The sequence below is a fragment of the Nostoc sp. 'Lobaria pulmonaria (5183) cyanobiont' genome, assembly GCF_002949795.1.
GTDB lineage: Bacteria > Cyanobacteriota > Cyanobacteriia > Cyanobacteriales > Nostocaceae > Nostoc.
On sequence record NZ_CP026692.1, the window covers coordinates 581,631 to 605,621 of the forward strand.

26 protein-coding genes and 1 tRNA gene are annotated in these 23,991 nt (G+C 40.8%); 6 read left to right on the top strand and 21 right to left on the bottom strand.

Annotated elements, in window-relative coordinates:
• Positions 1–112 precede the first annotated feature (112 nt).
• The 6 genes from NLP_RS02440 to NLP_RS02465 all read right to left on the bottom strand — a co-directional run bounded on the left by NLP_RS02440 (position 113) and on the right by NLP_RS02465 (position 4,564).
• Positions 113–1,579, bottom strand: coding sequence for an ABC transporter ATP-binding protein (locus NLP_RS02440; protein ID WP_104905000.1), 1,467 nt, complete (start codon positions 1,577–1,579; stop codon positions 113–115).
• Positions 1,580–1,792: 213 nt separating this feature from the next.
• The gene (locus NLP_RS02445; RefSeq protein WP_104905001.1) at positions 1,793–2,845 is read right to left on the bottom strand and encodes a BMP family protein; all 1,053 of its coding nucleotides are present in this window, start codon (positions 2,843–2,845) and stop codon (positions 1,793–1,795) included.
• A 177-nt stretch (positions 2,846–3,022) separates the two neighbouring features.
• Entirely contained in the window at positions 3,023–3,418 is a 396-nt protein-coding gene (locus NLP_RS02450; RefSeq protein ID WP_104905002.1) for a hypothetical protein, read from the bottom strand.
• Between the two features lie 138 nt (positions 3,419–3,556).
• On the bottom strand, positions 3,557–3,784 hold the full coding sequence (locus NLP_RS02455; protein WP_104905003.1) for a hypothetical protein: 228 nt from the start codon (positions 3,782–3,784) through the stop codon (positions 3,557–3,559).
• Positions 3,785–3,926: 142 nt separating this feature from the next.
• Entirely contained in the window at positions 3,927–4,313 is a 387-nt protein-coding gene (locus tag NLP_RS02460) for a type II toxin-antitoxin system VapC family toxin (RefSeq protein ID WP_104905004.1), read from the bottom strand.
• A 2-nt stretch (positions 4,314–4,315) separates the two neighbouring features.
• Positions 4,316–4,564, bottom strand: coding sequence for a type II toxin-antitoxin system Phd/YefM family antitoxin (locus tag NLP_RS02465; protein WP_104905005.1), 249 nt, complete (start codon positions 4,562–4,564; stop codon positions 4,316–4,318).
• A 219-nt stretch (positions 4,565–4,783) separates the two neighbouring features.
• Between NLP_RS02465 and NLP_RS02470 the strand changes: the two genes are divergently transcribed.
• Positions 4,784–5,077, top strand: coding sequence for a DUF433 domain-containing protein (locus NLP_RS02470; protein WP_104909745.1), 294 nt, complete (start codon positions 4,784–4,786; stop codon positions 5,075–5,077).
• 275 nt (positions 5,078–5,352) lie between these two features.
• Positions 5,353–5,967: a hypothetical protein gene (locus NLP_RS02480; protein WP_104905006.1), complete on the top strand. Its 615-nt coding sequence runs from the start codon at positions 5,353–5,355 to the stop codon at positions 5,965–5,967.
• 216 nt (positions 5,968–6,183) lie between these two features.
• On the opposite strand, the gene NLP_RS02485 is transcribed toward NLP_RS02480, so the two are convergent.
• The 11 genes from NLP_RS02485 to purE all read right to left on the bottom strand — a co-directional run bounded on the left by NLP_RS02485 (position 6,184) and on the right by purE (position 15,615).
• Positions 6,184–8,112 carry an ABC-F family ATP-binding cassette domain-containing protein gene (locus tag NLP_RS02485; protein WP_104905007.1) on the bottom strand — a complete coding sequence of 643 codons (1,929 nt, stop codon included), beginning with the start codon at positions 8,110–8,112 and terminating at the stop codon, positions 6,184–6,186.
• 71 nt (positions 8,113–8,183) lie between these two features.
• On the bottom strand, positions 8,184–8,600 hold the full coding sequence (locus NLP_RS02490) for a DUF1824 family protein (RefSeq protein ID WP_104905008.1): 417 nt from the start codon (positions 8,598–8,600) through the stop codon (positions 8,184–8,186).
• Positions 8,601–8,877: 277 nt separating this feature from the next.
• Positions 8,878–9,726 (bottom strand): prohibitin family protein, encoded by an 849-nt coding sequence (locus tag NLP_RS02495; RefSeq protein WP_199784836.1) that lies wholly within the window; start codon positions 9,724–9,726, stop codon positions 8,878–8,880.
• A 65-nt stretch (positions 9,727–9,791) separates the two neighbouring features.
• The gene (locus NLP_RS32685; RefSeq protein WP_158680256.1) at positions 9,792–9,959 is read right to left on the bottom strand and encodes a hypothetical protein; all 168 of its coding nucleotides are present in this window, start codon (positions 9,957–9,959) and stop codon (positions 9,792–9,794) included.
• Between the two features lie 114 nt (positions 9,960–10,073).
• Entirely contained in the window at positions 10,074–10,253 is a 180-nt protein-coding gene (locus tag NLP_RS32690) for a hypothetical protein (RefSeq protein ID WP_158680257.1), read from the bottom strand.
• A 167-nt stretch (positions 10,254–10,420) separates the two neighbouring features.
• Positions 10,421–11,299 carry a sulfate ABC transporter permease subunit CysW gene (gene cysW / locus NLP_RS02500; protein ID WP_104905010.1) on the bottom strand — a complete coding sequence of 293 codons (879 nt, stop codon included), beginning with the start codon at positions 11,297–11,299 and terminating at the stop codon, positions 10,421–10,423.
• Positions 11,286–12,146, bottom strand: a complete 861-nt coding sequence (cysT, locus tag NLP_RS02505; RefSeq protein WP_104905011.1) for a sulfate ABC transporter permease subunit CysT — start codon at positions 12,144–12,146, stop codon at positions 11,286–11,288. The genes cysW and cysT overlap by 14 nt, the downstream gene beginning before the upstream one ends.
• Before the next feature lie 93 nt (positions 12,147–12,239).
• On the bottom strand, positions 12,240–13,394 hold the full coding sequence (locus tag NLP_RS02510; RefSeq protein WP_104905012.1) for a sulfate ABC transporter substrate-binding protein: 1,155 nt from the start codon (positions 13,392–13,394) through the stop codon (positions 12,240–12,242).
• 385 nt (positions 13,395–13,779) lie between these two features.
• Positions 13,780–14,559: a class II glutamine amidotransferase gene (locus tag NLP_RS02515; protein WP_104905013.1), complete on the bottom strand. Its 780-nt coding sequence runs from the start codon at positions 14,557–14,559 to the stop codon at positions 13,780–13,782.
• Between the two features lie 161 nt (positions 14,560–14,720).
• On the bottom strand, positions 14,721–15,020 hold the full coding sequence (locus NLP_RS02520; RefSeq protein WP_104905014.1) for a putative quinol monooxygenase: 300 nt from the start codon (positions 15,018–15,020) through the stop codon (positions 14,721–14,723).
• Positions 15,021–15,096: 76 nt separating this feature from the next.
• Positions 15,097–15,615 carry a 5-(carboxyamino)imidazole ribonucleotide mutase gene (gene purE, locus NLP_RS02525; RefSeq protein ID WP_104905015.1) on the bottom strand — a complete coding sequence of 173 codons (519 nt, stop codon included), beginning with the start codon at positions 15,613–15,615 and terminating at the stop codon, positions 15,097–15,099.
• Positions 15,616–15,774: 159 nt separating this feature from the next.
• On the opposite strand from purE, the gene nagA reads away from it, so the two are divergent.
• On the top strand, positions 15,775–16,992 hold the full coding sequence (gene nagA, locus NLP_RS02530; RefSeq protein WP_104909746.1) for an N-acetylglucosamine-6-phosphate deacetylase: 1,218 nt from the start codon (positions 15,775–15,777) through the stop codon (positions 16,990–16,992).
• A 383-nt stretch (positions 16,993–17,375) separates the two neighbouring features.
• On the opposite strand, the gene NLP_RS02535 is transcribed toward nagA, so the two are convergent.
• A complete protein-coding gene (locus NLP_RS02535; RefSeq protein WP_234017178.1) occupies positions 17,376–17,648 on the bottom strand; it encodes a hypothetical protein in 273 nt (90 codons plus the stop codon).
• A gap of 495 nt (positions 17,649–18,143) precedes the next feature.
• Here NLP_RS02535 and NLP_RS02540 point away from each other — a divergent pair, with 495 nt between their 5' ends.
• The gene (locus tag NLP_RS02540; RefSeq protein ID WP_104905016.1) at positions 18,144–18,605 is read left to right on the top strand and encodes a hypothetical protein; all 462 of its coding nucleotides are present in this window, start codon (positions 18,144–18,146) and stop codon (positions 18,603–18,605) included.
• A 179-nt stretch (positions 18,606–18,784) separates the two neighbouring features.
• Here NLP_RS02540 and NLP_RS02545 read toward each other — a convergent pair whose 3' ends face one another.
• Positions 18,785–19,594, bottom strand: a complete 810-nt coding sequence (locus NLP_RS02545) for a prohibitin family protein (protein ID WP_104905017.1) — start codon at positions 19,592–19,594, stop codon at positions 18,785–18,787.
• Between the two features lie 974 nt (positions 19,595–20,568).
• Positions 20,569–21,936 (bottom strand): UDP-N-acetylglucosamine 1-carboxyvinyltransferase, encoded by a 1,368-nt coding sequence (gene murA / locus NLP_RS02550; protein WP_104905018.1) that lies wholly within the window; start codon positions 21,934–21,936, stop codon positions 20,569–20,571.
• A 407-nt stretch (positions 21,937–22,343) separates the two neighbouring features.
• On the opposite strand from murA, the gene NLP_RS02555 reads away from it, so the two are divergent.
• Positions 22,344–22,425 (top strand) — tRNA-Leu (locus NLP_RS02555).
• 95 nt (positions 22,426–22,520) lie between these two features.
• Positions 22,521–23,303, top strand: a complete 783-nt coding sequence (locus NLP_RS02560) for a TrmH family RNA methyltransferase (RefSeq protein WP_104905019.1) — start codon at positions 22,521–22,523, stop codon at positions 23,301–23,303.
• A gap of 14 nt (positions 23,304–23,317) precedes the next feature.
• Here NLP_RS02560 and NLP_RS02565 read toward each other — a convergent pair whose 3' ends face one another.
• Positions 23,318–23,566, bottom strand: a complete 249-nt coding sequence (locus NLP_RS02565; protein WP_104909748.1) for a hypothetical protein — start codon at positions 23,564–23,566, stop codon at positions 23,318–23,320.
• Between the last annotated feature and the right edge of the window lie 425 nt (positions 23,567–23,991).

The following is a 23,991-nucleotide window of genomic DNA, read 5'->3' on the forward strand; positions in this document are numbered from 1 at the left end:
AGACTGTTTCAGACAGGGATTTAGACTCTGACTGAAACAAAGCCACGTATAGACGTTCGCGTAGCGTCTCGTAGAGAAGGGGGAACTAAACCTAAAAATTACGAATTAGTAATTAATTAAATCCCCCAGCCATCAATAAACCAATCTCTTCCACCTTCGCCGTGGCTGCATCTAAAATAGCCACAAACTCACCTCTATAGATTACGGCAATGCGATCGCTCATTGTCATCACTTCTTCTAACTCAGTAGAAATATACAAAATTGCGGCACCGCGATCGCGTTCTGTTAATATTCGCGACTGGACGGCTACTGTCGCCCCGACATCTAACCCCCTTGTAGGTTGCATGGCGATAATTAAAGCTGGTGTTTGCGCCAGTTCTCGCGCTAACACCACTTTTTGTTGATTTCCTCCCGAAAGCTGACTTACCTTGATATCAATCCCATTCGCCCGAATGTCAAATTCTTGCATTGCAGCTTGGGCACGATTAGCGATCGCTTCTTGTTGTAACAAAAAACGGCGACAAAATGGCAGATATTTAAAAACCTTTAAAATCAAGTTTTGGGCGATGCTAAATTGCAACACCAATCCCATTGTTTGCCTATCGTGTGGGATGTAGCCCACTAAAGAATGCTTGGGCGTAAACTCAATTTTACCCTGCTTAATAGTCCGCAAAAGAGCAATGGCATCAGCTAATTCTCGTTGTCCATTGCCATCAACACCAGCAATTCCTAAAATTTCTCCCGCCCGCAGTTCAAAAGATACGTTATTTACAGCAAGAATATTTCTTTCATCAGCAACTTGCAAATTTTGCACCGACAGGATGATTTCTCCTGGTAACGTACCACGTTTATTTAACTGTAAAGCTACCTCTCGTCCTACCATCAATGTTGCTAACTGCTGAGGTGTCGCCGCTTCAGTTGATATTGTTGCTACTACCTTTCCCTGGCGCAAAACTGTTACTGAATCACAGAGATTCATTACCTCTTCTAATTTATGACTGATAAAAATGATTGTATTGCCTGCGGCTGCCAATTGGCGCAAGATAGCAATTAATGATTCTACTTCTGGCGGTGTCAAAACTGCTGTAGGTTCATCAAGAATCAACAACCTTGCTCGACGGTAGAGAACTTTGAGAATTTCTACCCGTTGTTGTGCCCCAACAGATAAATTTTCAACTTTGGCAGTGGGGTCAATTTCTAATCCATAAGCTTGGGATAAAGCAGCAATTTCTTGCTGTTTATATTGTAAATTTAGCCGCCAAGTTTTCTCCGTCCCTAAGATGATATTTTCTGTAACAGTTAATTGAGGCACAAGCATGAAGTGTTGGTGAATCATGCCAATACCTAATTTAATTGCCTCATTTGGTGAGGTAATTTTTATTAGTTGCTCTTGGAGATAAATCTCACCAGCATCAGGTTGATAGAGTCCACTAATAATATTCATTAAAGTACTCTTCCCTGCACCATTTTCGCCTAGTATTGCATGAATAGTTCCAGATGCAACAGCGAGATTGATATTGTCGTTAGCAATAAAAGACCCAAAGCGTTTGGTAATATTGTTTAAGCGTAAATAGTTCATATTCACAAAATTGATAGCTTGTAGTGAGGACTTTAGTAGATATCTTGCAAAAGTCCTTAACACCCCTCCCCTTAACAAGCTAAGGTGTACACCGTAGGTTTGGGGAGGGAAGCGTTTGCTTTACTCAAATGCGGGGTGGGGTTCTTTATTTTTGATTTTCAAATCTGGGCTAAAGTCCTCACTACAAAAGTTTTTTAATATAGTTTGCTAAACCTATGTTGTTGCTTCCTTCACGCAGCGCGTATCCTTACCAGCCTCTTTGCAGTCTTCAAAAACGATTTTTTTACTAACAATTTCTTGGTTTGCATTCAATACCTTTTGCTTAACTGCTTCCGGTATGATTGCCCCAAATTTCCCTAAAAATAATATATCTGTTCTTTCTAGCCCAATTGTATATATTTGTCCTTTGATTTGTTTTTGTTTGGCTAATTCTGCTATATAAACTATGGCTAAATCTAAGCGTTTGACAGCGCTGGTTAAGACAGCTTTTGGTGCAACGTCTAATTGATCCTTAGTGTTGCCAAAAGCATATACTCCTTTTTCACCTGCTGTTTGTAAGACTGCGGCTGAAGCAGCATCTAACCATTGATAGATGACATCAGCCCCGGAAGAAATTAATGCCAGAGTCGCTTCCTTGGCTTTGGCAACATCATTCCAATCACCTGTAAAAGTAGAAGTAATTTGGATATTTGGTTTAACAGACTTTGCTCCTAATTCAAATCCCCGCAGTTCTCCCTCGGTAGCGGGAAACTTCTCTCCAGCAATATAAGCTAATTTATTAGATTTAGTGACAGAAGCAGCGATAATGCCACACAAATAACTAGCTTGTAGGTGATCTATTCGTAAAGAAGCAATATTCTCAGCCTTGAGATTACCATTTACTCCCACAAAAAATGTGTTGGGAAACTGTGAGGCAACTTGTTCTATTGCGGCATCAAATTGTCCACCATGCGCGAAGATAAGATTGTAGCCTTTACGAGCAAAATCTGTTAATACTTCTGTTTGATCTGCTTGTGCTACTTTTTCAACATAGGCGGTTTGGGCACCTAGCTTTTGTTTTGCTAGATTGATTCCTTCATAACCAGATTGATTCCAGCCTTTGTCGGTAATCATTCCAGGGAGAGCGATCGCTATTTTAAACCCTTCAGTACCACCCGTTGCTGTTGGTGTCGTCGGCTTATTACTGCAAGCTTGCAGCAGTAAACTAGTACCAAACCCTGCTGAACCGAGCAAGATAAATTCACGCCGACTAAAGTTTGTTGTCATACCTCGCCTTCAGATAGATAACTATTTGACTTATTTCAACACTCTAAAGTCGTAGGTGGTACTTTGGAAACAATTTCTCCCGAATTTTCTCAAAGAAGCGATAAATCGCCGTCTCTACAAGAATTCAGTCTTTTGTAGAGACGGCGATTCATCGCGTCTCTTACCTTATCCTGCATTTTATGCAGTTTTAGCATTTTCATCAGATGCTTGTTCTGCAACATTTTTCAAGCGACTCGATCTGATTTTGCGGATGCGATCGCTATAGCGAACACCACCTGCCATCTCATATTCACGGCTGTCTTTGCCATATTTGATTGCAACCACCATTAGCATCTTCTCAGAAAGCTGACTCAAATTTTTTTCCATCTCTTCTATTTCAGTTTTAGAAGAGTCAACCACAGACAGAGCAGTATTATAAACATCAATTTTGTTACGTAACTGCTCAATTGACTCAACTAATTTTTCTAGACTATAATCTTCATCAAATTTGATGTTTGGAACAATCGATTTCAATCCGGCGGATCTTAACTGAGCTTTTTCTAAAATACGGGATGTGCGTTTTTTACGAGACATAAAATTAGTCCTTTAAGATACTCTTAGAGCTAGCTTGCCTCAATTAAACTGCGTTCCGGTTCAGTAAAACTCGCAATTTTTTTACTAAACTTTTTGATTGATAACAGTAATTTTTCGTAACTTAATTACTAGATGTAGCTATTTATAAGCTCCCATAAGTTCTGTAGCTGCTCCCATAAGTTCTGTAGCGACTCCCATAAGTTCTGTAGCTGCTCCCATAAGTTCTGTAGCGACTCCCATAAGTCCTGTAGCTGCTCCCATAATTCCTGTAGCTGCTCCCATAAGTTCCGTAGCTGCTCCCATAATTCCTGTAGCTGCTCCCATAATTCCTGTAGCTGCTCCCATAATTCCTGTAGCTGCTCCCATAAGTTGGAGAGTGCATCAACGCAAAGTGGCTTTTTAATGAATATTCGTGCGTAGGCAAAACTTTTGTAAGCGATGCCTACGGCGGTAAACTACGCAGTTTATGAGAGATAGTTAGCAGCGTGTTCTAGAAGGGCGATCGCGATCACCATATCGTTTGAACAAGATATTGTGTAATTTTCTGATCAATTGTCACAATTGGCAAATTCTCTACTTGGCTTTGGGCAATCAAAATCCGATCAAATGGATCTCGGTGGATACTTGGTAAACTAGCAACTTGCAAAACATGGCTCATTTGAATAGGTAAACTTTCAAAGCGATTGATCGCCAGACGACTTGGAATATACTCTTCTACAGGTTCAGGTAAAGTCAGTTTCCCTAATTTATTTTTGATGACAATTTCCCATGCACTTACCACGCTCAAAAATAGGATGTTATCTGAATCAGCAATTACATTACGAGCATTAGCAGATAACTGAGGGTCATTTGTTACCCACCAAATGAATGCATGGGTATCCAGTAAAGCTCTCATTACTAAACGAGGTTAGAACTTTCAAAATCACTCAAGATTTCTTCTGGTAAAGGCTCGTTGAAATCTGGTGCAATAAACACTTTACCTTTATCTAAGCCTGGAATGCGAGGAGAACTGATATTCGTAAAGGCGACTAGACGTGCAACTGGAATCCCCTGTTCAGCAATCACGACTTCTTCACCAAGCAATACCTGACTCAGAAGTTCACTAAATTTGGCAGTTGCTTGGGCAACGTTGACAGTAATAGTCATCTGCCTTGGTAATTAATTCCTAATATTCTTTACGATAACACCGAATGCATGGGCGATCGCGATCGCAGTTTAGACAAATCCAATTGCTGCGCCGTACCACACAAGCGTGAAATTTAGATGCATTTGTCCTGAAACACAACTCAAAGACTTTCAGCTTGACAAAAATATAACTGTTAAAATCAGCATAATTTTAGTGTGAGATATTTAGGAGAACAAGTTTTGACAACTATTACCGATATTGGCACACTGATTAACCATAATTCTGAAATACACGGCGGTTGTCCGATTATTGCTGGTACAGGGGTGACAGTCAGGCGCATAGCAATCTGCTACAAACAAGGTTATAGCGCCGAAGAGATTGCAGATCAAATTAGTCCTCTGACCTTAGCGCAGGTTTATGCAGCTTTAGCTTATTATCATGCTAACCGCGACCAAATTGACGCTGACATTGCAGTAGAAGCAGATGAGGCTGAGAGATTAGAGAAACTACATAAAACTCAAAAACTTTCATGAGCCAAATTCGCTTGTATTTGGTAACGCGATTGTTCTCATTGCCAAAGATAACCCCTGGCGATCGCTCATCGACAGTCTAGACAATTTCTCTGATGAGTAAGGTGTATTAGGCGGAACGCCGTAACGCACCGCAATAAATATTCAAATGGTACATTGCGTTTTGCAACAACACACCCTACTTTGGATATTTTTTAATTTAAATCTCTTATTGTCCAATACAATTTTGTTAAGAATAATCGTAGAGTAGTGTATGCCATCGACACACAAACTGCTGTATGAGTCGTCCCCGAATCATTCAACCTGGTCAAAGCTATACATTCAGCAAATATTTTGAACTGCCGTTTTCCCCAGAAGATATTCTTGCTGAACTTGGCTGTTCCTATAAACGCGATCGCTTGCAATTACCAAAAACAGAATTTAACTTTGAGATAATTGCAGAATTACACCGAGTCATTGAGCGTAACCTCCGACGTGTTAAGCTACTTAGTGAGGATGCCCGCAAGCAAGCAATTATCGCACCGATATTACTAGAAGTTTGCGAAATTGCCCAAACCCAATTGAATATTGAGTATCCTATTAGTGTTAGTGACCAACTAAAAGGCAGCTTGGATTACTACATTAATAAAGGTAAAGGCTTGTTAGTAATTGAAGCGAAACAAGCAGATATAAGTAGAGGATTTACACAATTAGCAGTTGAGTTGATTGCACTCGACCAGTGGAGCAATTCAGAGTTGCCAGTTCTTTATGGGGCAGTAACTACTGGTGAAGATTGGCGATTTGCAATATACAACCGTCAGGAAAAACAGATAACAGAAGACCTCAAGTTATATCGGGTTCCTGAAGAATTAACTGAATTAACTCACATTTTAGTTGGCATATTGAGCAATTAGACTTCATATTTTGCATGGGGCCACTAGAAGTTGCGGCTACACAAGCGAAATCCGCCTCTGTGGACTAAGAAAAGTTGAGGGTTTGAAACCCACGGAGGTGGGTTTTCTCTGTATGTCCTAAATCATTCGTGAAAAGTTAGATCCCCGACTTCTTTGAGAAGTTGGGGATCTGGACACTACGAATTTTCACATTCACCCAATACTTTCAAACGTTCTCTAAGACTCCATCTCCGCCAATTCTAACCAGCGTTCAGTCGCCACATCGATCGCGTGCTTGAGCTTTTCCACATGATCATACAGTTTCTGCACTTGGCTATAATTCCCCGGTGAGACATTCGCCAGTGTTTTCTCAGTTTCTGCTTTTTCAGCCTCTAACTGGGCAATTTTACCTTCCAACTGCTCAAATTCTTTCTTTTCCCAATTCGATAACCTGCGCCGCTTGGTATTCTCTACATCTTTGGGTGAAACCGCACCATTTTGGACTTCGACATTTTTGGGCTTCTCCTTAGTGTTAGCAGCTTGTTGCTGTGCTTCTTCAGCCTTTTTATAGTCCAGATAAATCGAGTAATTACCTGGATATTGCCGGAGATTACCGCCTTCCTCAAAGGAAAATACTGTGTCGATGGTGCGATCGAGAAAGTAGCGATCGTGAGAAACTACAATTACACACCCGACAAAATCTTCTAAATAATCCTCTAATACTGCCAAGGTCTGAACATCTAAATCATTTGTCGGTTCATCTAAAATCAAGACGTTGGGCGCACTCATCAAAACCCGCAACAGAAATAAACGGCGTTTTTCACCACCCGAAAGTTTACTAATTGGCGCATACTGTTGATTACCAGGAAACAAAAACCGCTCTAACATTTGCGAAGCAGTAATTTGAGTACCATCGCTAATTTTGATAAATTCTCCTTCTTCTTTGATGTAGTCAATCACGCGCTGATTTTCGTTTAAAGCTGTAAGCAATTCTTCCGAATGCTGGTCAAAATAACCGATGTGAATTGTAGTACCAATATCTGCAATACCTGAATCTGGCTTAATCTGACCAGTAATAATATCCATTAAAGTGGATTTCCCAGCACCATTAGCGCCAATAATGCCGATGCGGTCTTCTGGACTAAATTCGTAGGTGAAATTATTAATCAGAGTGCGTCCATTGTATGCTTTAGAAATGTTATCTAATTCAATAACTTTTTTACCAATGCGACGACCAACTGTAGAAATATCAACTTTACCCTGAACTTGTTTAAATTCAGTATCCCGCAAAGCATGAGCGCGGTCAATTCTAGCTTTTTGCTTGGTACTTCTGGCTTTCGGCCCTTTTTTGAGCCATTCCAACTCGCGCCGCAATAAGCCTTGATGTTTCCGTTGAGTACTGACGGCAGATTCTTCAGCTAAAGCTTTCTTTTCGAGGTAATATGAATAGTTACCTGTATAGGTGTAAATGTCGCCTCGGTCAATTTCCACGATCCGATTGGTGACACGATCTAGAAAGTAGCGATCGTGGGTAATCAGAAAAAGTGCGCCGCGATAGCGATTTAAATAACTTTGTAACCATTCTACAGAAAGAGCATCTAAATGGTTTGTCGGTTCATCCATGAGCAAAACATCTGGTTCTGATAGCAAAGCCGATGCTAAAGCAATGCGCTTGCGATAGCCTCCAGATAAAGTACTTATCTTGGCATCAAAGTCAGAAATTCCTAATTTTGTGAGGATGATTTTGGCATTAGTTTCTAATTCCCAAGCACCAGTCGTATCCATCCGTTGCATCACGACAGAAAGGCGAGACATCAGTTGACTATCATCTGGATAGTGAACCAATTTATCAGAAAGTTCTTCATACTCGCGTACTAAAGTCGTATGTTCACCACTATCAGCGAAAACTTGCTCTAAAACTGTGTGATTTTCATCTAAATCTGGCTGTTGGGGTAAGTAGATTATTTTAGAACCAGAGTTGATTAAAATTTGACCGCTATCAATGGATTCTAACCCGGCGATCATTTTTAATATGGTTGATTTACCAGAACCATTAGTACCAATTAATCCAACTTTATCGGTAGCATCAAGGCTAAAGCTAGCATCTTTTAAAATTTCCTTGATGCCAAAGTCCTTTTTTACTGATTGTAGTGTAATAATACTCATAAGATTGAAGTCATTAATTATTTTTCATTAGTGAGTAGGCAAGGCTCATACCCTACCTACATTCGCCGAATCTATACAAATAAGTCCAAGGGAAGGTGTCCATACATTTCGTTGATTCCATCTTCGTTATAAGACTGGCAAGATACTAATACACCACGATGATGTCCATCATAGGAATCGAGATAACACAAGCCATTTTTACCATTTAGTTTGATATAAACTGGGCCTTCGGGTGTAAGTAAATTATTTGGCGGTTCATAACCCAAAGCCAGAGAATAGGTTTTCATCGCCAATATTCCTTCTTCTGCTGTATCAGCACAAATTCCTAAAATTTGGTAATCAGTAAGCTTGGTGAGCAAAATTAAGGCATTACGAATTACTGCTTTTTCTGATGAGTTGAGGATAGGGGCAATGTCTAAACAGTTGAATTTGTTCAGTAATTTTTTCGCTTCTTCGGTGGTGAGATTTTGATAATTGGGGGTTGACATAAAGTTTGGTTATGAATTGGTTGGTTTTTCTGTGGTGTTTGTAGTTGGCACTAGTACCGCAAGGCGGAAGTCAAAAATCAAAAGTCACTCATGCTTTAATTTTGGGCTTTCTGGTTGTAATGAAATGGTAGGTTTCCACCGACCTCTACTAGCGCAACTTATACCATTTTGGATTTTAGTTTTTGAATTGGGAATCGTCCAATGTATTGTAAAATTTGTCTGAGTTCAGAGCAATTTTTATAATTTTAGAGCTTGTTATCTCATGTCCACTTCCCTTTTACGGTTGATTTTGGACATTCCCAAGGTTGAATATGAAGGGTACGCCATTTTTGGAGTCACTACCCATAACCAGGACTTTAGGCATCTGAGCGCCGCCAGTCTTCCAAGCTTCAATTGCTTCTTTTTGCAGAACTAACTGCCCTCCTTGGGCTTTGAGTGTCTCTGCTAAGAGTCTTTGAGCTTCTGCCCTACCTTTGGCGCGATTCACATCTGCTTGTGCTTCTTGTTCTGCTTCACGTGCTACATAAACGGCTCTTTGCGCCCGTTGTTCAGCAATTTGTTTTTCTTCGACTGCTCTGGCAAATTCTGGTGAGAATGCTAAATCAACTACGCTAGTATCTAACACAATTATCCCATATTTGTCTAAGCGATCGCCTAAGGCATTATCAAAGTCTTCTTTCAATTCACTTCTTTTGGTAATCGCTTCTTCTACTGTTCTTCTAGCTGCGGCAATTTTAAATGCTTCTTGTGTTTGGGGCGCAATGATTTTTGATACAATATTCGCTAATGTTCCTTGTTTCCTTCTAACTTCAACTACCTTAATCGGATCGAGGCGAAAGTTAATTGCAAATCTTGCAGATAAATTTTGCAAATCTTTAGTGGAACTCTCCGCTGGTACTTCAAATTTTTGCACCGTCAAATCATACACATCTATCACGGTGATAAAAGGCGGTTTTAAGTGAATACCTTCCAATAAAGCGCCATCTCTCGCTTTACCCAAGATGCTGATTACTCCTGCTTGTCCTGGGTTAATAATGATAAAGGAATTTAGCCCGATAATCACTAGTATTGCTAACACAATTCCGAAAACTGTGGTTTGCCAATTACCCAATTGCTGATTTTTCAAATTCATCTCTCCAATATGAGTTTGTCATTTGTCATTGGTCATTTGTCATTAGGGATTGGGTATGGTTATTCATCTTGTCCCCTTGTCTCCCAATTCCCAATGATGCACTGAGCTTGTTGTTGGCGCAGTTTTTCCAAGAGTTGTGTTCCCAGTTCTTGAATAAACTTAGTTACCAGTACAGCTTGGCGTAAATAAACATACCATTTCAAATGGCGCAAGAGCTTGGAATACAATTATGCGTGACTTTTAACTTTTGACTTCCGCCTTGCAGTACTAGTTTAAGTTTCAGGGTAACTGAAAGTTTGAGAGATTTCAAAACCCTTCATTTGGATGAAGGGTTAATAGCATCAGGTCAGAGGAATTATTTTACACAATTCTTGGAACAGTAAGTTTACTACTTTACTCATCAGTTTTCCCTGGATGTGCTTACCACCTAGCAATTTTTCACCCTGTTCAGTGACGTTAGCTTTGAGTGAGTCAGCCCCTTCTCTGCGAGACGCTACGCGAACGGGGAAGTCAAAAGTCAAAATTAATAATCCCCATAAATAAATTTAGGGGCTTGTATCATGAGTCTTTTTCGGTCACGGTAGTTAATCAATAAGTAGTCAAAAATGAAAAGCGATCGCGCCAATAGGATTAAGTGCGATCGCGAATAGTTTGAAGTTTTAGATTTTCAATTTATTCTCTGGGGATTCTACTCAACATCTTTAATGCGGGTTTTTCGTTCTAGAATCTCCTTCAGCACCAAAGTTACTACTGCTAGCAACGCTAACAGTACAGCCGCAGAGAAAGCCGCTTCAGTTTCGTATTGTTTGTAAGCGTCTTCTACAAACAATGGTAAACTCTGGGTTTGGTCAGCAATATTGCCAGATACCACCGAAACCGCTCCGAATTCACCCATTGCTCTAGCATTGGTCAAAATTAAACCGTAGAGTAAGCCCCAACGGATACTGGGTAAGGTGATGCGCCAAAATATCTGCCAATCTTTCGCACCTAAAGTTCTAGCAGCTTCTTCTTGCTCCTTACCAAATTCTTCTAAAACCGGAATCACTTCTCGCGCCACAAAGGGCATACTCACGAAGGCTGTAGCCAGCACCATACCTGGAAAGGCAAAGATAATCTTGATATCATGAGCCTGGAGCCAAGGGCCAAACCAGCCATTGCGTCCGTAAAGTAGCACAATCATTAATCCTGCAACTACGGGCGAAATTGAAAAGGGCAGGTCAATAAGGCTCAAAACTACGGCGCGTCCAGGAAATTTATGACGAGCGATCGCCCAAGCTGCACATAGCCCAAACACTGTATTCACAGGTAGAGCGATCGCAGCTAGCAACAGTGTTAGCCAAGCTGCATGGAGAAAAGCTGCTCGCGTCAGGTTGGATAGAAATGGCCCAACACCCTTACTAAAGGCTTGGACAAAAACGTTAATTGCCGGGATGTATTGAACTAGGGCTAAATAGGCGATCGCTATCCCAATTAAAACTATTGGCACCCAACTCTTCTGCTCTTTCGGCTTGGCTGTATCTGTATCAGACCCAGATGATGAGTGAAAACTTGGCTTATCTACTGTCATATCGCCTTGCCCATGCTTGTAAGAAATTAATTGCCAATAGGAGTACCAACGAAATTGATAGTAAAACTATGCCAATTACTGTTGCACCAGAATAGTCATACTGCTCTAATCGCTGGAAAATCAGCACAGGTGCAATCAAATCTTTGAATGGCGTATTGGAAGAGATAATCACAGTTGACCCATATTCCCCAACTGCACGGGAGAAACCCAAGGCAACACCAGTTAAAATTGTCGGAAATAAAGGCGGCAAAATCACTTTCCAAAAGGTCTGCCATTGAGAAGCACCCAGACACCAGGCGGCTTCTTCAATTTCATGTTCCATTTCCTGAAGTACGGGTTGCACAGTTCTCACAATAAAAGGTAGTGAGATAAATATCATTGCTACCGCTACTCCCGTGCGGGTAAAAGACACCTTAATTCCCAGTGGTGCTAGTAGCGAACCTATCCAGCCATTATCGCTGTAAACTGTTGCCAAGGTTAGCCCTGCGACCGAAGTTGGTAGTGCAAAGGGTAAATCCACTGTGGCGTCAATCAAGCGCTTTAAGGGAAAGTCGTAGCGAACCAGAACCCAAGCAATCAGAGTCCCAAAAATGCCATTAAGCAAAGCAGCAAATATTGCTGTAACAAAAGTAACATTGTAGGTGGCTAATGCGATATCACTGGTTGCGATCGCCCAAAATCTCGCCGGAGGTTCCGTACTTGCTTTCAGGAACATGGCAGCAATAGGGATAAACAACATCACCGTCAGGTATGCAATGGTGATTCGCCAAGTCCACGGAACCCGCCCCAATCTTTTCCAGAATGGCGTTTTGCGTTCAACTTCCACAGAAGGAGATACAGTCGTCATAGTCAAAAATTCAAAATTTTAATTTTAAAAAAAGTTTTTTGTCAGTGGTCGGTTGTTTTTTCTACTGACCACCGACCATTGACTAATGACTAATTACCGTTTAGCTTGGGCTTGAATCTTATCAAACACGCCCCCATCTGCGAAGAACTTCTGATCGATTGCTCCCCAACCGCCTAAGTCTGCAACTGTACCCAGAGTTTTCAGCTTGGGAAATTTATCTGTGACTTCTTTGGTTTGAGCTAAAGTCTCATCCACAGGACGGAATCCCAATTTAACAAACTCTTGCTGTGCTTCTGGGCTATAGAGGTATTTCACAAAACCTTCAGCAACTTCGCGGGTTCCGTGCTTATCGACGTTTTTATCTACCACAGCGATCGGATTGTCGATGGATATATTCACATCGGGAACGACATACTCAACCTTCTCGCCCTTTTGCTGTGCCAAAATAACTTCGTTTTCGTAGTTGATTAAAACATCTCCCTGCCCTTGCTTGGCAAATGTATCAGTAGCTTCCCGCGCATCTTTAGGCAAGATTGGCACATTTTTGTAAACTTTAGTCACAAATTCAGTAGCTTTAGCCTCATCGCCACCTGTTTTAATTACAGAATCCCATAGTGCTAAGAAATTCCACTTAGCACCGCCGGAAGTTTTGGGGTTAGCAGTAATCAATTTCACACCGTCTTTAGCTAAATCTTGCCAGTTTTTGATGCCTTTAGGATTGCCGGAACGAGTAACTAATGCTGCAACAGATTTGGAGACAATACCATTGTTGGGAACTTCTTTCTCCCATCCTGGCTGAATCAATCCAGCCTTCTCAATCTTTGTGGTGTCTCCAGCTAGTGCCAAGTGAACAACATCTGCTTCCAAACCATCAATAACGGCGCGAGTTTGGGAACCAGAACCGCCATAGCTTTGCTTGAAGACGACAGTTTGATTATGATCTTTCTTCCACTGTTCTACAAACTTAGGAATAATTGCTTCGTGAGCTGCTTTAGTAACTGCAAAGGAAACCAGAGTTAGTTCAACATTATCTTTGCTTGCAGCCACTGGAGTAGCACTAGCAGCAGGGGTTTCAGAGGCAGAATTATTCCCAGTTCCTCCACCTGAGCAGGCGGCAAGGGCTACACTCAATACAGTACCTACTAAAAAGAGTGATACAAAGCCTTTGAGCGAATTTAGTCTGAACCGATACGTTCTATTGAACGCGATCGCTTGTAATCTTTTCAGTGGGCGTTGCCACAAACTCATTTTATTTCCTCCACTAAATCTACAAATAATTGATGGGAATACAGTTATATAGTGTTTATCATACTGGATGATTCCATATATCTAGTACAAACACCAAAAAACCTCATATTCTTTATCAAGAATATGGTGATTTTACCAGTTCTGTGAGGAATTACAAATGCTTTTACTTTCAACTATCAAATTGCATAGGTGCAGCCCAACCTAGGCATCGCAATCAGCTACCTGATGCATCAAGCAACTTGCTAGGGAATAGCTAATTTTTGAGGAGAGTCTATTCTAGGGATTGGCTTAACGTAGGGCAACAAAATCAAGTAAGTCCTATGCATCAAAAACAAAACCCATCTAGAAATTATCTAAATGGGAAAAATCGACCAACTATTTATTATTAACTGAATGCATATTTCAGGGGTAGCCCGTCCTGAAAAACTAGTAATTCCCCTGGTTGGATTTGTGTCCAAACTTCGTTGTCAGTCAGGGGTGTGGTAGCAATCACAGCAACGCGATCGCGTTCAGTAGTTACTTCCCGAAAATCTACGGTCATGTCTTGGTCAATTAAATGGGCAGCAGCAAAAGGTGCTTGACGAATAATGTAGCTGAGATTAGTTGAGCAATAAGCAAAAAAGTGTTCTCCATCTGACAATAAATAATTAAATATACCCACTTTCGCAATTACGGCAGTAATTTCTTGCAGCACAGAGTACAGTTCCTTTATATCAGGCTTACCTTTAGGAAAGCGCGATCGCAATGTTTCTAGCATCATACAGAATGCTTTTTCACTATCGGTGTCACCTACGGCTTGATAAAAGCCCAAATTTTCTGGATCAAAATCTGGCAAATTACCGTTGTGGGCAAATACCCAATATTGACCCCACAATTCTCTGCGGAAAGGATGGCAGTTGTGTAGGGCAACTTCACCCTGAGTAGCTTTGCGGATATGGGCTATGACATGGGTTGAGTGGATGGGATAACTCCGCACAAACTCCGCTACCGGAGAAGCAACAGAAGGTTGAGCATCTAAAAACATTCGACATCCCTTTCCTTCAAAGAAAGCAATGCCCCAACCATCGCTATGGTCATCCGTTTTTCCTCCCCGTGCAGAAAACCCTTCAAAAGAAAAGCAAATATCTGTTGGAACATTGCAATTCATTCCGAGCAGTTGGCACATGGATATTGCAGCTCTCAATTTTTGACTAAGGCCTCAGGATCAAGATACTTCAGAATGCTGCCTTGATTCTGGAGCGATCGCTTCAATCTTAGAATTTAAGGCTGAGATATTCCAAACGATCCCTAAAAATAAACAGTCTGCTTCTAGTTAGTAAGATGACATTATGCCAAAAGATGGTAGCGGCGGATATCTGGTGCAGCAGTCACTAAACCTTCGAGTTTAGCTGCTACCGCTTGGAAATGGGGTGAATCTAGATGAGTATTCAGGACTTCATCAGAAGTCCACTCTTCTACAAAAGTAAAATCTGTTGGATCGTTTTGGTTTTGCAAAAGTTTATACTCGATCGCACCTGCTTCCTGACGGGTTGGCTCAATGAGTTCCAACAGTACAGCTTTTAGTTCTTCTACTTTGTTAGGCAAAGCAATAATATGGGCAACAATGCGAATAGTTTGGTTAGTCATTTGTCATTGGTCATTGGTCATTAAGTCAATAGTTAGGAATTCTTTTGCTGCTCTGCTGCTCTGGTATTAATATTTATTAAAACATCTGCTGTAAATATTGCTCATAGCCTAGTTGTTCTAGTTTTGCTTGCTTTGCAATTACAGATTCACATAAGGTTTGGCGATATTGTTGCACTTTTTCTAGCAATTCTGGTTGATGAGTTGCGAGGATTTGTACTGCTAAAAGTCCGGCATTTTTGGCATTACCGATCGCTACTGTTGCCACAGGAATACCACCAGGCATCTGTAAAATAGAATACAAAGAATCTACACCTTGTAAGTTCCGAGTGGGTACAGGAACACCGATCACAGGAAGGGGAGTTAAAGACGCTACCATTCCAGGTAGATGGGCTGCACCACCGGCACCAGCAATAATTACCTTAATACCGCGTTGGTGTGCAAGTTGAGCATATTGCACCATACGTTCTGGGGTACGGTGAGCCGAAACGATCGCCACTTCGCTCTCAACACCAAATTCTTCACAAACTGCGATCGCATCTTTCATAGTGGGCAAATCGGAATCGCTGCCCATGATAATACCAACTAGGGGAGTCATAATAATTCAAAATTCAAAATTTAAAATTCAAAATTATTTGAGCTAGCTTATGGAAGCTAGGTGATGCGGATCATCATCTCATCTATTGGCGTTGTTTGAATTGATTCATTGATGTTAGTTGCATCTAAAATCAGATTTAGTTCTTTTCTCGTCAGTATGATGACCCAAGCAACACAAAATTCTGTAGATATTATCAATGCTAGAGTACCTGGTTACAAAGATTTGCAGATGCTCTTGGTTAATCAAGAGGGCATAATTGAGCAAATCTTGCCAATGGGTACAGTAAAAAAGGACATCTGTGCATCCGTGATAGATGTTGCAGGTGACTGGATTTCATTGGGTGGAGTTGATTTGCAAATTAACGGTGCGTTGGGTTTGGCATTTCCTGATTTGACGGCTGAAAATGCTCATATACTTCAGAAAATAACGCAATTTTTGTGGGATGTCGGGGTAGATGGATTTTTACCGACACTTGTGACAACTTCAGTAGAAAAGATTCAGCGATCGCTTGCAGTCATTGCTAATTTTACTCCCCTCTCTGTCAACGGAGAGGGGTTGGGGGTAAGGTCATCTGCCAAGATTCTCGGAGTACATCTAGAAGGCCCATTTTTGAATTACCAAAAGCGCGGCGCACACCCAGCAGAGTACTTGTTACCCTTAACAATTGACGAGGTAAAGCGGGTTTTGGGTGATTATGCCCATATTGTAAAAGTCATCACCCTAGCACCGGAGTTAGATCCCACAAACGAAGTAATTCCATATTTGCGCTCTTTAGGGATTACCGTTAGCTTAGGACATTCTCAGGCAACATCAGCCCAAGCGCAACTTGCTTTTGAACTTGGTGCAACGATGGTAACTCATGCTTTCAACACCATGCCACCGTTACATCACCGCGAACCAGGATTATTAGGGGCAGCAATTACCCATCCTGATGTGATGTGTGGTTTTATTGCTGATGGTGAACACGTTTCGCCCACGATGCTGCAAATTTTACTCCGCGCTAGTTATCAAGAAAAAGGGCTGTTCCTCGTTAGCGATGCCCTTTCACCTCTGGGACTACCCGATGGCATCTATCCTTGGGACAGTCGCCAAATCGGAGTTCAAAACGGTACAGCACGACTAGCCGATGGCACTTTATCGGGGACGACTTTACCCTTATTAGTGGGAGTGCAGAATTTGGTAAAGTGGGGGATTTGTGATGTAGAGACTGCTATTTTACTAGCTACAGATGCACCTAGACAAGGGATTGGTTTGCCTGGAATTGCCAAGAGTCACTCCGCTAATTTATTACGCTGGCATTGGGATGAAGCGACAAAAGAACTAGCTTGGCAGCGATTATTGGGCAAATTTCGCATCCAGGTAAAAGAATTAAGGTGATAGGGAAGAAGCATTAATATACTCAGTAAAAATGTACATTTCTGAGATAGACATCATAAACCAATGGATATAGCTCTACTCGTTAAATTTCTCGCTCCCTGTGCCATTCCCACTGATCAGCAAATAAATTAAGAAGCCGAAGATTAGATAAAATCAACAGAGTACCTACTCTCCAGATTTATCTCTCATAGAACTGTCTTGGTCGAAACTGAAGCAATTTCTCCGTGGCTGTGAGACACGCACACTCGACTCACTCAACCCAGCAATGGCTCTTGCTGTCAATTACATTACCAAAAATAATGCCTTCAGTTGGTTCAACTACTGTGGTCTATTTTCCTGAAAATTGCTGTAAGATGCAGACAGAAAAGTTTATTTACGATCTATTAGGAACCTTGCAAAAGGTCATTAATTGAACTTATAGTCTGTTTTATTTGTTCTGTCAGAGAAGTTCTTAATAAATCCAGGTTTACTGTTGAAAAGTTGAGTAGTTTTAAAGCATATAATAGGCTCGAAATACCAATAATTAAAGCCAAAAGTCTCCCAAAACAACCAGGATTGATTTCAATAAAAGCTAATTTAGATTGCCCAATAACAGCAATCGTTATAAAAACAATTCCTACTATTAAAAAGGTGCTGTTTGGAGTTAAATCTGTCATTTTTCGATTAAGATACCTCAGCACTTTTATTGTAGCTATTATTAGTTCAAATTTCTGTCCCTGCTATATGCAAAAACATACAAATTTTGCAACTCCACATTCACCCCAACCTAATAAGGCTCTGGCTATTGCAATATCGGTGTTGGAACTCATCGTGTGCTATGATTTAGAAATATATATATTTATTTTGAAATTTATTTAGCAATAAATAGCGTTAATTACTCAAGTGTGTATAAATTGTTCTATCTCACTTAGATATTCAAGGAAAACCTAGATTCTGCAAGAAGCAAACTAACTGATGTGTCTCTCGCAGAAATTCAGATATCGTGAAGTTGCAGTTGATTTAAACTCAATTTTACTTTTTACGATTTTGCTGAGACTATCCAATGGCAAAACTTTCAGCATCAAAAAGCCAAAATGTCATCACTCATGTACTAGACGTTAATTTAGTTTATATATTAAACTACACTAAGACGATAGGAATAGTGGTTTTTTATGGAAAGCGTCCAAAACGTTAGTCAAGAGTTGAATGTAACAAGAGACACAGCACTAGAGCAATTACAACAGTCTACTCCAGTAGAGTTCAAAAAAGACATTTTCAAAAAACTCAGAGGTGGATTTTTTCTAATACTAGGATATTTATTATCACCACTGTGTTGGTGGAATGACTTACTATTCAATTTGCCAATAGCTTATGGTTTTGGGTATGCATGTAGTTTACTTTCCCCAAAATTGCTTCTACCTTGTTCAATTATCGGATATTGGCTCTCTAATATTGTGGGAATTCTCTTGATGCAATTCGGTTCTAAGGACATTTTTCAAAAAGAGCCTCAAGAGCATAACCTCAAAAAAGAATTATTCACAGGTTTAATTTCTTCGACAGTTTATACCCTGTTAATTATACTGTTGATCCAGTTGAAGATTCTTGATTCTCCTATTTTATTCTCCAACAGTTAATTTATATCACCTTTACTACAAGGAATCGATAGTATGGGTGCATAGATATACACCCATACCACGTTATATATATAGCAAATATAGCAATAGGTAGAGGAGTTACGAACAAAAAAACTGACTTATTCAAGAAATCTGGGTTCTAAGTCTCTGGATGGAGAGCAAATCAGCTAACTAGAAGATCAATTTTCGTCAAATTTTAAAAATTCACTTAAATTCAACAATTTTGGAGGCTCCTTACTTACAATTAATGGCAACTTACCATTCCATTTTTCTATTGCTTGCCTTTGCAGAATTTCTGGAGTTAAACCATCACGTAATAATCTGTGTTCCTCAGCCTCTCCTTTAGCTAAATTAACTTTTGCCTCAGCCTCTTTTGTTGCTTTCAGTGCGATAAACTCTGCTCGTTTTGCTTCTTGTTCAGCAATCTGCTTTGCCTCCACCGCTTCACCAAATCGTTCTGAAAAATGCACATGAACTAGAGAAATATCATCAACAGCAACGTGATAGCTACCCAGTCGTGTGGACAATGCATCATCTACTCCACTTTTGACTTCTCCTCGTTTAGTAATAATTTCTTCAGCAGTATACTTTGCCATTACTGCTTTTAGCACTTCTTCAACTGCTGGGTTAATAATCCGAATAACTACATTTTGTTCATCTCCAATTTCTTGAAAAATGGCATTTGCTTCCTGGGGAATAATATGCCAATTGAGAGCTACGTCGGCAAAAACATTTTGTAAATCTTTGGAAGAAGCCTCAGCAGAAATTTCCTGTTTTTGGACTCGGATACTCAACTTTTTCACAGTATTGACTACAGGAATAATTAAGTGAAGTCCTTCTCCTAATATCTGGTTTTGTACTTCGCCAAATTTCATTAATACACCACGTTCCCCTGCATTTACAATTACACAAGGTGTGAGGAAGAGAGTTATCAGGAACAAAAAAGCGGTCAGTTTACCAGCACTGTTGAAATTTGTAATTTTTCTCATTTGTGTGAACTATGTATGCATCTAGCATGGAGACACATATTTAGGAGTTATGGGCTTCTTTCCGTCATGATTTTAGCTCGACTTTATCCAAAATTAAGAACATTTTCGACTTAATAGTAACTGCCCATTATTCAGCCGATATACACCAGTAGGTTCGATAATCGGATCGCCTTTCTTCCAGGTAAGGATCTAGTTTCGACACCTCTCGCCTCACCAGTTGTGTAGGTAGAAACCAAAACACTAGGACGAATTAGTAGTTAAAGCACCAGGTTAGTATTATTGCTCATATTGCTGGGAGCAATGACTTTCTTATTGGAGCTACCGACCATTGGAGGATTTTACCAAAATACACAGACTTGGCTTAATTGAACTGTTAAACCTAGATCAGACAATCAAGTTTCCGTCTTACTCAACATTCCGACAAGTACTCAAAACAGTAGATTTTCAGCCATTCACAGACTTAATTTTTTATTTAATTGGGTATCAGTTTTTGTTCCACCAATGCCTTTGTCAGGAGAAGATGTTTTACAGGGGTTTATTTTAAGCCTTGAGGCGATTTGGTAACTGAATAACCAATGTATTACAAACCAATAAAAGTAATTAATAAAACAGTATGAGTATTACACTAAAACCGATAAGTATAATGTATGAGGACTTTAAATACAAAAAGACCAGCCTCCCACAGCTGGTCTAAAAAATGTTTTTGCGTTGTCTTCTCAAGAGAGTTAAAACCCAATTGCACGTTCCCAAAATGCAACGGGCAACTTTTCTTAACAATATTGTAACAGCCAACACAGATTTTTCCAGAATATTCATCAAAAAAAGACATGGGCAAAGCTTAAAAGCTTCTATCTATCAGGATAATTCAGCAGATTGCAAGGTATAGATGGGAGAGATAAAGGCAGACAAGGGAGAAGATTTTACCTTGTCTCCCTTGTTCCTCTTATCCCAGCATCAGTCTCAACCGATCAATTTCAACTTGACAAGCTACTGATGCTGGGAGCGATTTCTACATCCGTTGATGTTTCGCCCACGCGGAGGATTTTAGCCCCCAATTGCTGCAACTTCATATCAAGTCGATCGTAGCCGCGATCGAGGTGCTGTAAACCCTGAATTGTGGTTTGTCCTTCTGCCGCTAGTCCAGCGATGACTAACGCTGCCGATGCCCGTAAGTCTGTACCTAATACCGGTGCGCCAGATAATTTTGGTACTCCCCGAACGAAAGCAGCATTGCCTTTGACACGAATATCTGCCCCCAAACGATTCAACTCTGAGGCATGACGCAAGCGATTTTCAAAGACGGATTCGTTAATTACGCTGTCGCCTTCTGCCACTGCCAGCAAAGCCATGAATGGCGCTTGCATATCTGTGGGAAAACCTGGATGGTATTGAGTTTCAATATCCGTTGCCTTAAGGGTTTCTGCTGGCAGAATGTGTAAGTGGTCAGGCTTTTCATCAATTATTGTCACTCCAATATCCCGCAGCTTGGCAATTACTGGGATGAGATGTTCTGGAGCGACTGGCGAGAGAATAAGTTCTGAGCGGGTAATTGCTGCTGCTAGCAAAAAGGTCCCAGCCTCAATGCGATCGGGAATAATGCTGTAGTCAACAGAATGCAACTTGGGGACTCCTTCGATAATAATCCTGCTAGTCCCCGCGCCCTTAATCTTCGCTCCCATCGCGTTACAGAAGTTAGCTAGATCGACTACTTCCGGTTCTCTGGCAGCATTTTCGATGATCGTTTCCCCCTCTGCCAGGGTAGCCGCCATCATCAAGTTTTCTGTCGCTCCAACGCTGGCGATGTCTAAGTAAATGTTCGCACCTTTTAATCTCCGGCTGCTGCCAGGGACGTAGGCATTACAAATGCCATGCTCAATTTGTACTTCCGCTCCCATTGCTTGCAGTCCTCGAACATGCAAGTCAACTGGTCTTGCCCCAATCGCACAACCGCCTGGTAAGGGCATCTGTGCTACTCCCAGTCTTGCCAGAATCGCTCCAATGGCGAAAAAACTCGCTCTCAACTGGGTAACTAATTCGTAGGGAGCTTTTGATGTTTTAATCTCGCTGGCATTGATGTCTAAAATGTCGCCTTGTCGGGTTAATTGCACACCCAAAGCTGATAATACCTGACCCATCCGCTCTACATCCGCTAACAAAGGGACATTACGGATGCGACAATCGCCCGGACACAGCAAGGCTCCAGCCATGATTACCAGTGCTGAATTTTTTGCCCCACTAATTTTCACATGACCCCGCAAAGGATGCCCACCCCAAATTTGCAAGACTGAGGAGTCTGCTTCTGGAGCAATTTTGGCATCTGGTAAGCTGGTAGAAGGATTAATAAGCCTACCTCCAAAAGTAATACGTATTTTATATGTTTGAAGTTGGTTTTGATTCTACAGTAAAGATTCAAAATGTCCACGTTTTAAAGCACTGTTTTGTATAAAAAAATTGTTTTTTGGGTAAAAATGCAAGCTAAAAAGAAGCAATAGCAGGCTTTTTGAGCTTTTTAAAGAATTTAAAAAAAAGAATTAATAAGTAGTAGTTTTAAGCAAAAATAAATACTCAGTAAAATAACTTAAGTGTTCTCTAAAAATCAATGCTGTACTGTTCAGTTAATATTTTGATTCGACCTTGTGTCTGAAAAAATCGTTTCCAGTTAGAGACTTTTAACGAGGCGTTATGCTTTTACTTGACAAAGGTAAAACATAACGCAATAATAAGAAATTGTCGATAAGTACAAATGCCAGCGGAACTGGCGGAATTGGCAGACGCGCTAGATTCAGGTTCTAGTGCCGCAAGGCTTCCGGGTTCAAGTCCCGGGTTCCGCATACTATTTTAAGTTAGGAGTTAAAAGTCAAGAGTTATGAGTTGAAAGATAACTAAATTAACTCCTAACTATTAATTTCTAACTCTTAACTTTTTGATGTTGACCAGTTTACAAAATTCCCTAGTCAAACAAATTCGCAAGCTACACTCCACCAAGGAGCGGCACAAGCAGCACTTATTTTTACTAGAAGGAACACACCTGTTAGAAGAAGCTTGTGCGGTCAATTACCCACTAGAAACAGTGTGTTGTACTCCAGAATGGCAAGTAGCCCACTCTTCGCTGTGGGAAGAAGCTTGTAGCCAATGCGATCGCGCCGAAATTGTCAGTAGAGAAGTTTTGGATGCGATCGCTACCACAGTCCAGCCGGATGGTGTGGTAGCAACGGCAAAACGAAGCCAACGCCAAACTCAACTACCATTTACTGGTTTAGCGCTAGCTTTAGAAACGGTACAAGATCCCGGCAACCTGGGTACGATGATTCGCACCGCCGCTGCCGCTGGAGCATCAGGGTTGTGGGTCAGTGGAGATAGTGTAGATTTAGATAGTCCTAAAGTTCTACGTGCTTCCGCAGGGCAATGGTTTCGCCTAGCAACAGCCGTAACCGAAGATTTAAAAGCGACAGTCCAACAAAGTCAGCAGGCAGGAATGCAGGTAGTGGCAACCTTACCTGATGCGACTTTAACTTATTGGGAAGTGGACTGGCGAAAACCCAGTATGATTTTACTGGGAAATGAAGGTGCTGGATTATCAGCAGATTTAGCTGCGATCGCAGACCAACAAGTAAGAATTCCTTTGAGTCCTGGGGTGGAATCCTTAAATGTGGCGATCGCAGCCGCTTTAATGTTGTACGAAGCTCAACGGCAACTAATTTGTCAGTAATAAATTTTAACTTTTTACCCCAATTGGGTTTTTGTTATTTCTTCAAGATATTGTTCAATATCAGCAACTGCGTCCTCAAGAGCCGCTAAATCAATATCTATCAAGTCTTGATCGAGTTCGACTTCAGTAAAATTACTAGTATGCAGTTGGGGGATCTCTTCTTCCTCAGTCGAACTTTCTTGTAAGATATCCTCCAACTGTTCGAGGGATTCTTGAAACACTTGATCGGCAGCGCGCCTCTGTTCTGGCTGATTTTGCTCCATAATATTAACTTGAAAATCCTGATTTACTGACTTAATTTTGATTCGAGTTCCTACAGATTTAAATTTTGCACTTATAACATCATAGTTGTGTGCTGTATCAACTTTAGCAGTGCTTATCAAGAATATCGATAGCTGTCTCCAATTAAGAGGAGGCAGGAGGCAGAAGGCAGGAGGCAGGAGGAAAAATTATGATTGATTACTATTGATTACTTTAGTTGTGGGTCATTATCCTGTTTAAAAAGAAGATATGGTACGAGCATCAAGTGCCGTGAGATACAAACTAAGTCCAATGCTTTTAAACATAGGTTACTCTTGCCTCCTGAACGCGATCGCTACGGTTACACTAAATTAAGTTTGGCTAGGTTTAGGTAAGTTTTATAAAACAGGTCTAATACTTAATTTGATAGACTATCCTAAATTTGAAA

Coding starts and splice junctions, on each gene's coding strand:
- NLP_RS02440 (WP_104905000.1), bottom strand. CDS start 1,579: ATGAACTATTTACGCTTAAACAATATTACCAAACGCTTTGGGTCTTTT.
- NLP_RS02445 (WP_104905001.1), bottom strand. CDS start 2,845: ATGACAACAAACTTTAGTCGGCGTGAATTTATCTTGCTCGGTTCAGCA.
- NLP_RS02450 (WP_104905002.1), bottom strand. CDS start 3,418: ATGTCTCGTAAAAAACGCACATCCCGTATTTTAGAAAAAGCTCAGTTA.
- NLP_RS02455 (WP_104905003.1), bottom strand. CDS start 3,784: ATGGGAGCAGCTACAGGAATTATGGGAGCAGCTACAGGAATTATGGGA.
- NLP_RS02460 (WP_104905004.1), bottom strand. CDS start 4,313: ATGAGAGCTTTACTGGATACCCATGCATTCATTTGGTGGGTAACAAAT.
- NLP_RS02465 (WP_104905005.1), bottom strand. CDS start 4,564: ATGACTATTACTGTCAACGTTGCCCAAGCAACTGCCAAATTTAGTGAA.
- NLP_RS02480 (WP_104905006.1), top strand. CDS start 5,353: ATGAGTCGTCCCCGAATCATTCAACCTGGTCAAAGCTATACATTCAGC.
- NLP_RS02485 (WP_104905007.1), bottom strand. CDS start 8,112: ATGAGTATTATTACACTACAATCAGTAAAAAAGGACTTTGGCATCAAG.
- NLP_RS02490 (WP_104905008.1), bottom strand. CDS start 8,600: ATGTCAACCCCCAATTATCAAAATCTCACCACCGAAGAAGCGAAAAAA.
- cysW (WP_104905010.1), bottom strand. CDS start 11,299: ATGACAGTAGATAAGCCAAGTTTTCACTCATCATCTGGGTCTGATACA.
- cysT (WP_104905011.1), bottom strand. CDS start 12,146: ATGACGACTGTATCTCCTTCTGTGGAAGTTGAACGCAAAACGCCATTC.
- NLP_RS02510 (WP_104905012.1), bottom strand. CDS start 13,394: ATGAGTTTGTGGCAACGCCCACTGAAAAGATTACAAGCGATCGCGTTC.
- NLP_RS02515 (WP_104905013.1), bottom strand. CDS start 14,559: ATGTGCCAACTGCTCGGAATGAATTGCAATGTTCCAACAGATATTTGC.
- NLP_RS02520 (WP_104905014.1), bottom strand. CDS start 15,020: ATGACTAACCAAACTATTCGCATTGTTGCCCATATTATTGCTTTGCCT.
- purE (WP_104905015.1), bottom strand. CDS start 15,615: ATGACTCCCCTAGTTGGTATTATCATGGGCAGCGATTCCGATTTGCCC.
- nagA (WP_104909746.1), top strand. CDS start 15,775: ATGACCCAAGCAACACAAAATTCTGTAGATATTATCAATGCTAGAGTA.
- NLP_RS02535 (WP_234017178.1), bottom strand. CDS start 17,648: ATGACAGATTTAACTCCAAACAGCACCTTTTTAATAGTAGGAATTGTT.
- NLP_RS02540 (WP_104905016.1), top strand. CDS start 18,144: ATGGAAAGCGTCCAAAACGTTAGTCAAGAGTTGAATGTAACAAGAGAC.
- NLP_RS02545 (WP_104905017.1), bottom strand. CDS start 19,594: ATGAGAAAAATTACAAATTTCAACAGTGCTGGTAAACTGACCGCTTTT.
- NLP_RS02560 (WP_104905019.1), top strand. CDS start 22,521: ATGTTGACCAGTTTACAAAATTCCCTAGTCAAACAAATTCGCAAGCTA.
- NLP_RS02565 (WP_104909748.1), bottom strand. CDS start 23,566: ATGGAGCAAAATCAGCCAGAACAGAGGCGCGCTGCCGATCAAGTGTTT.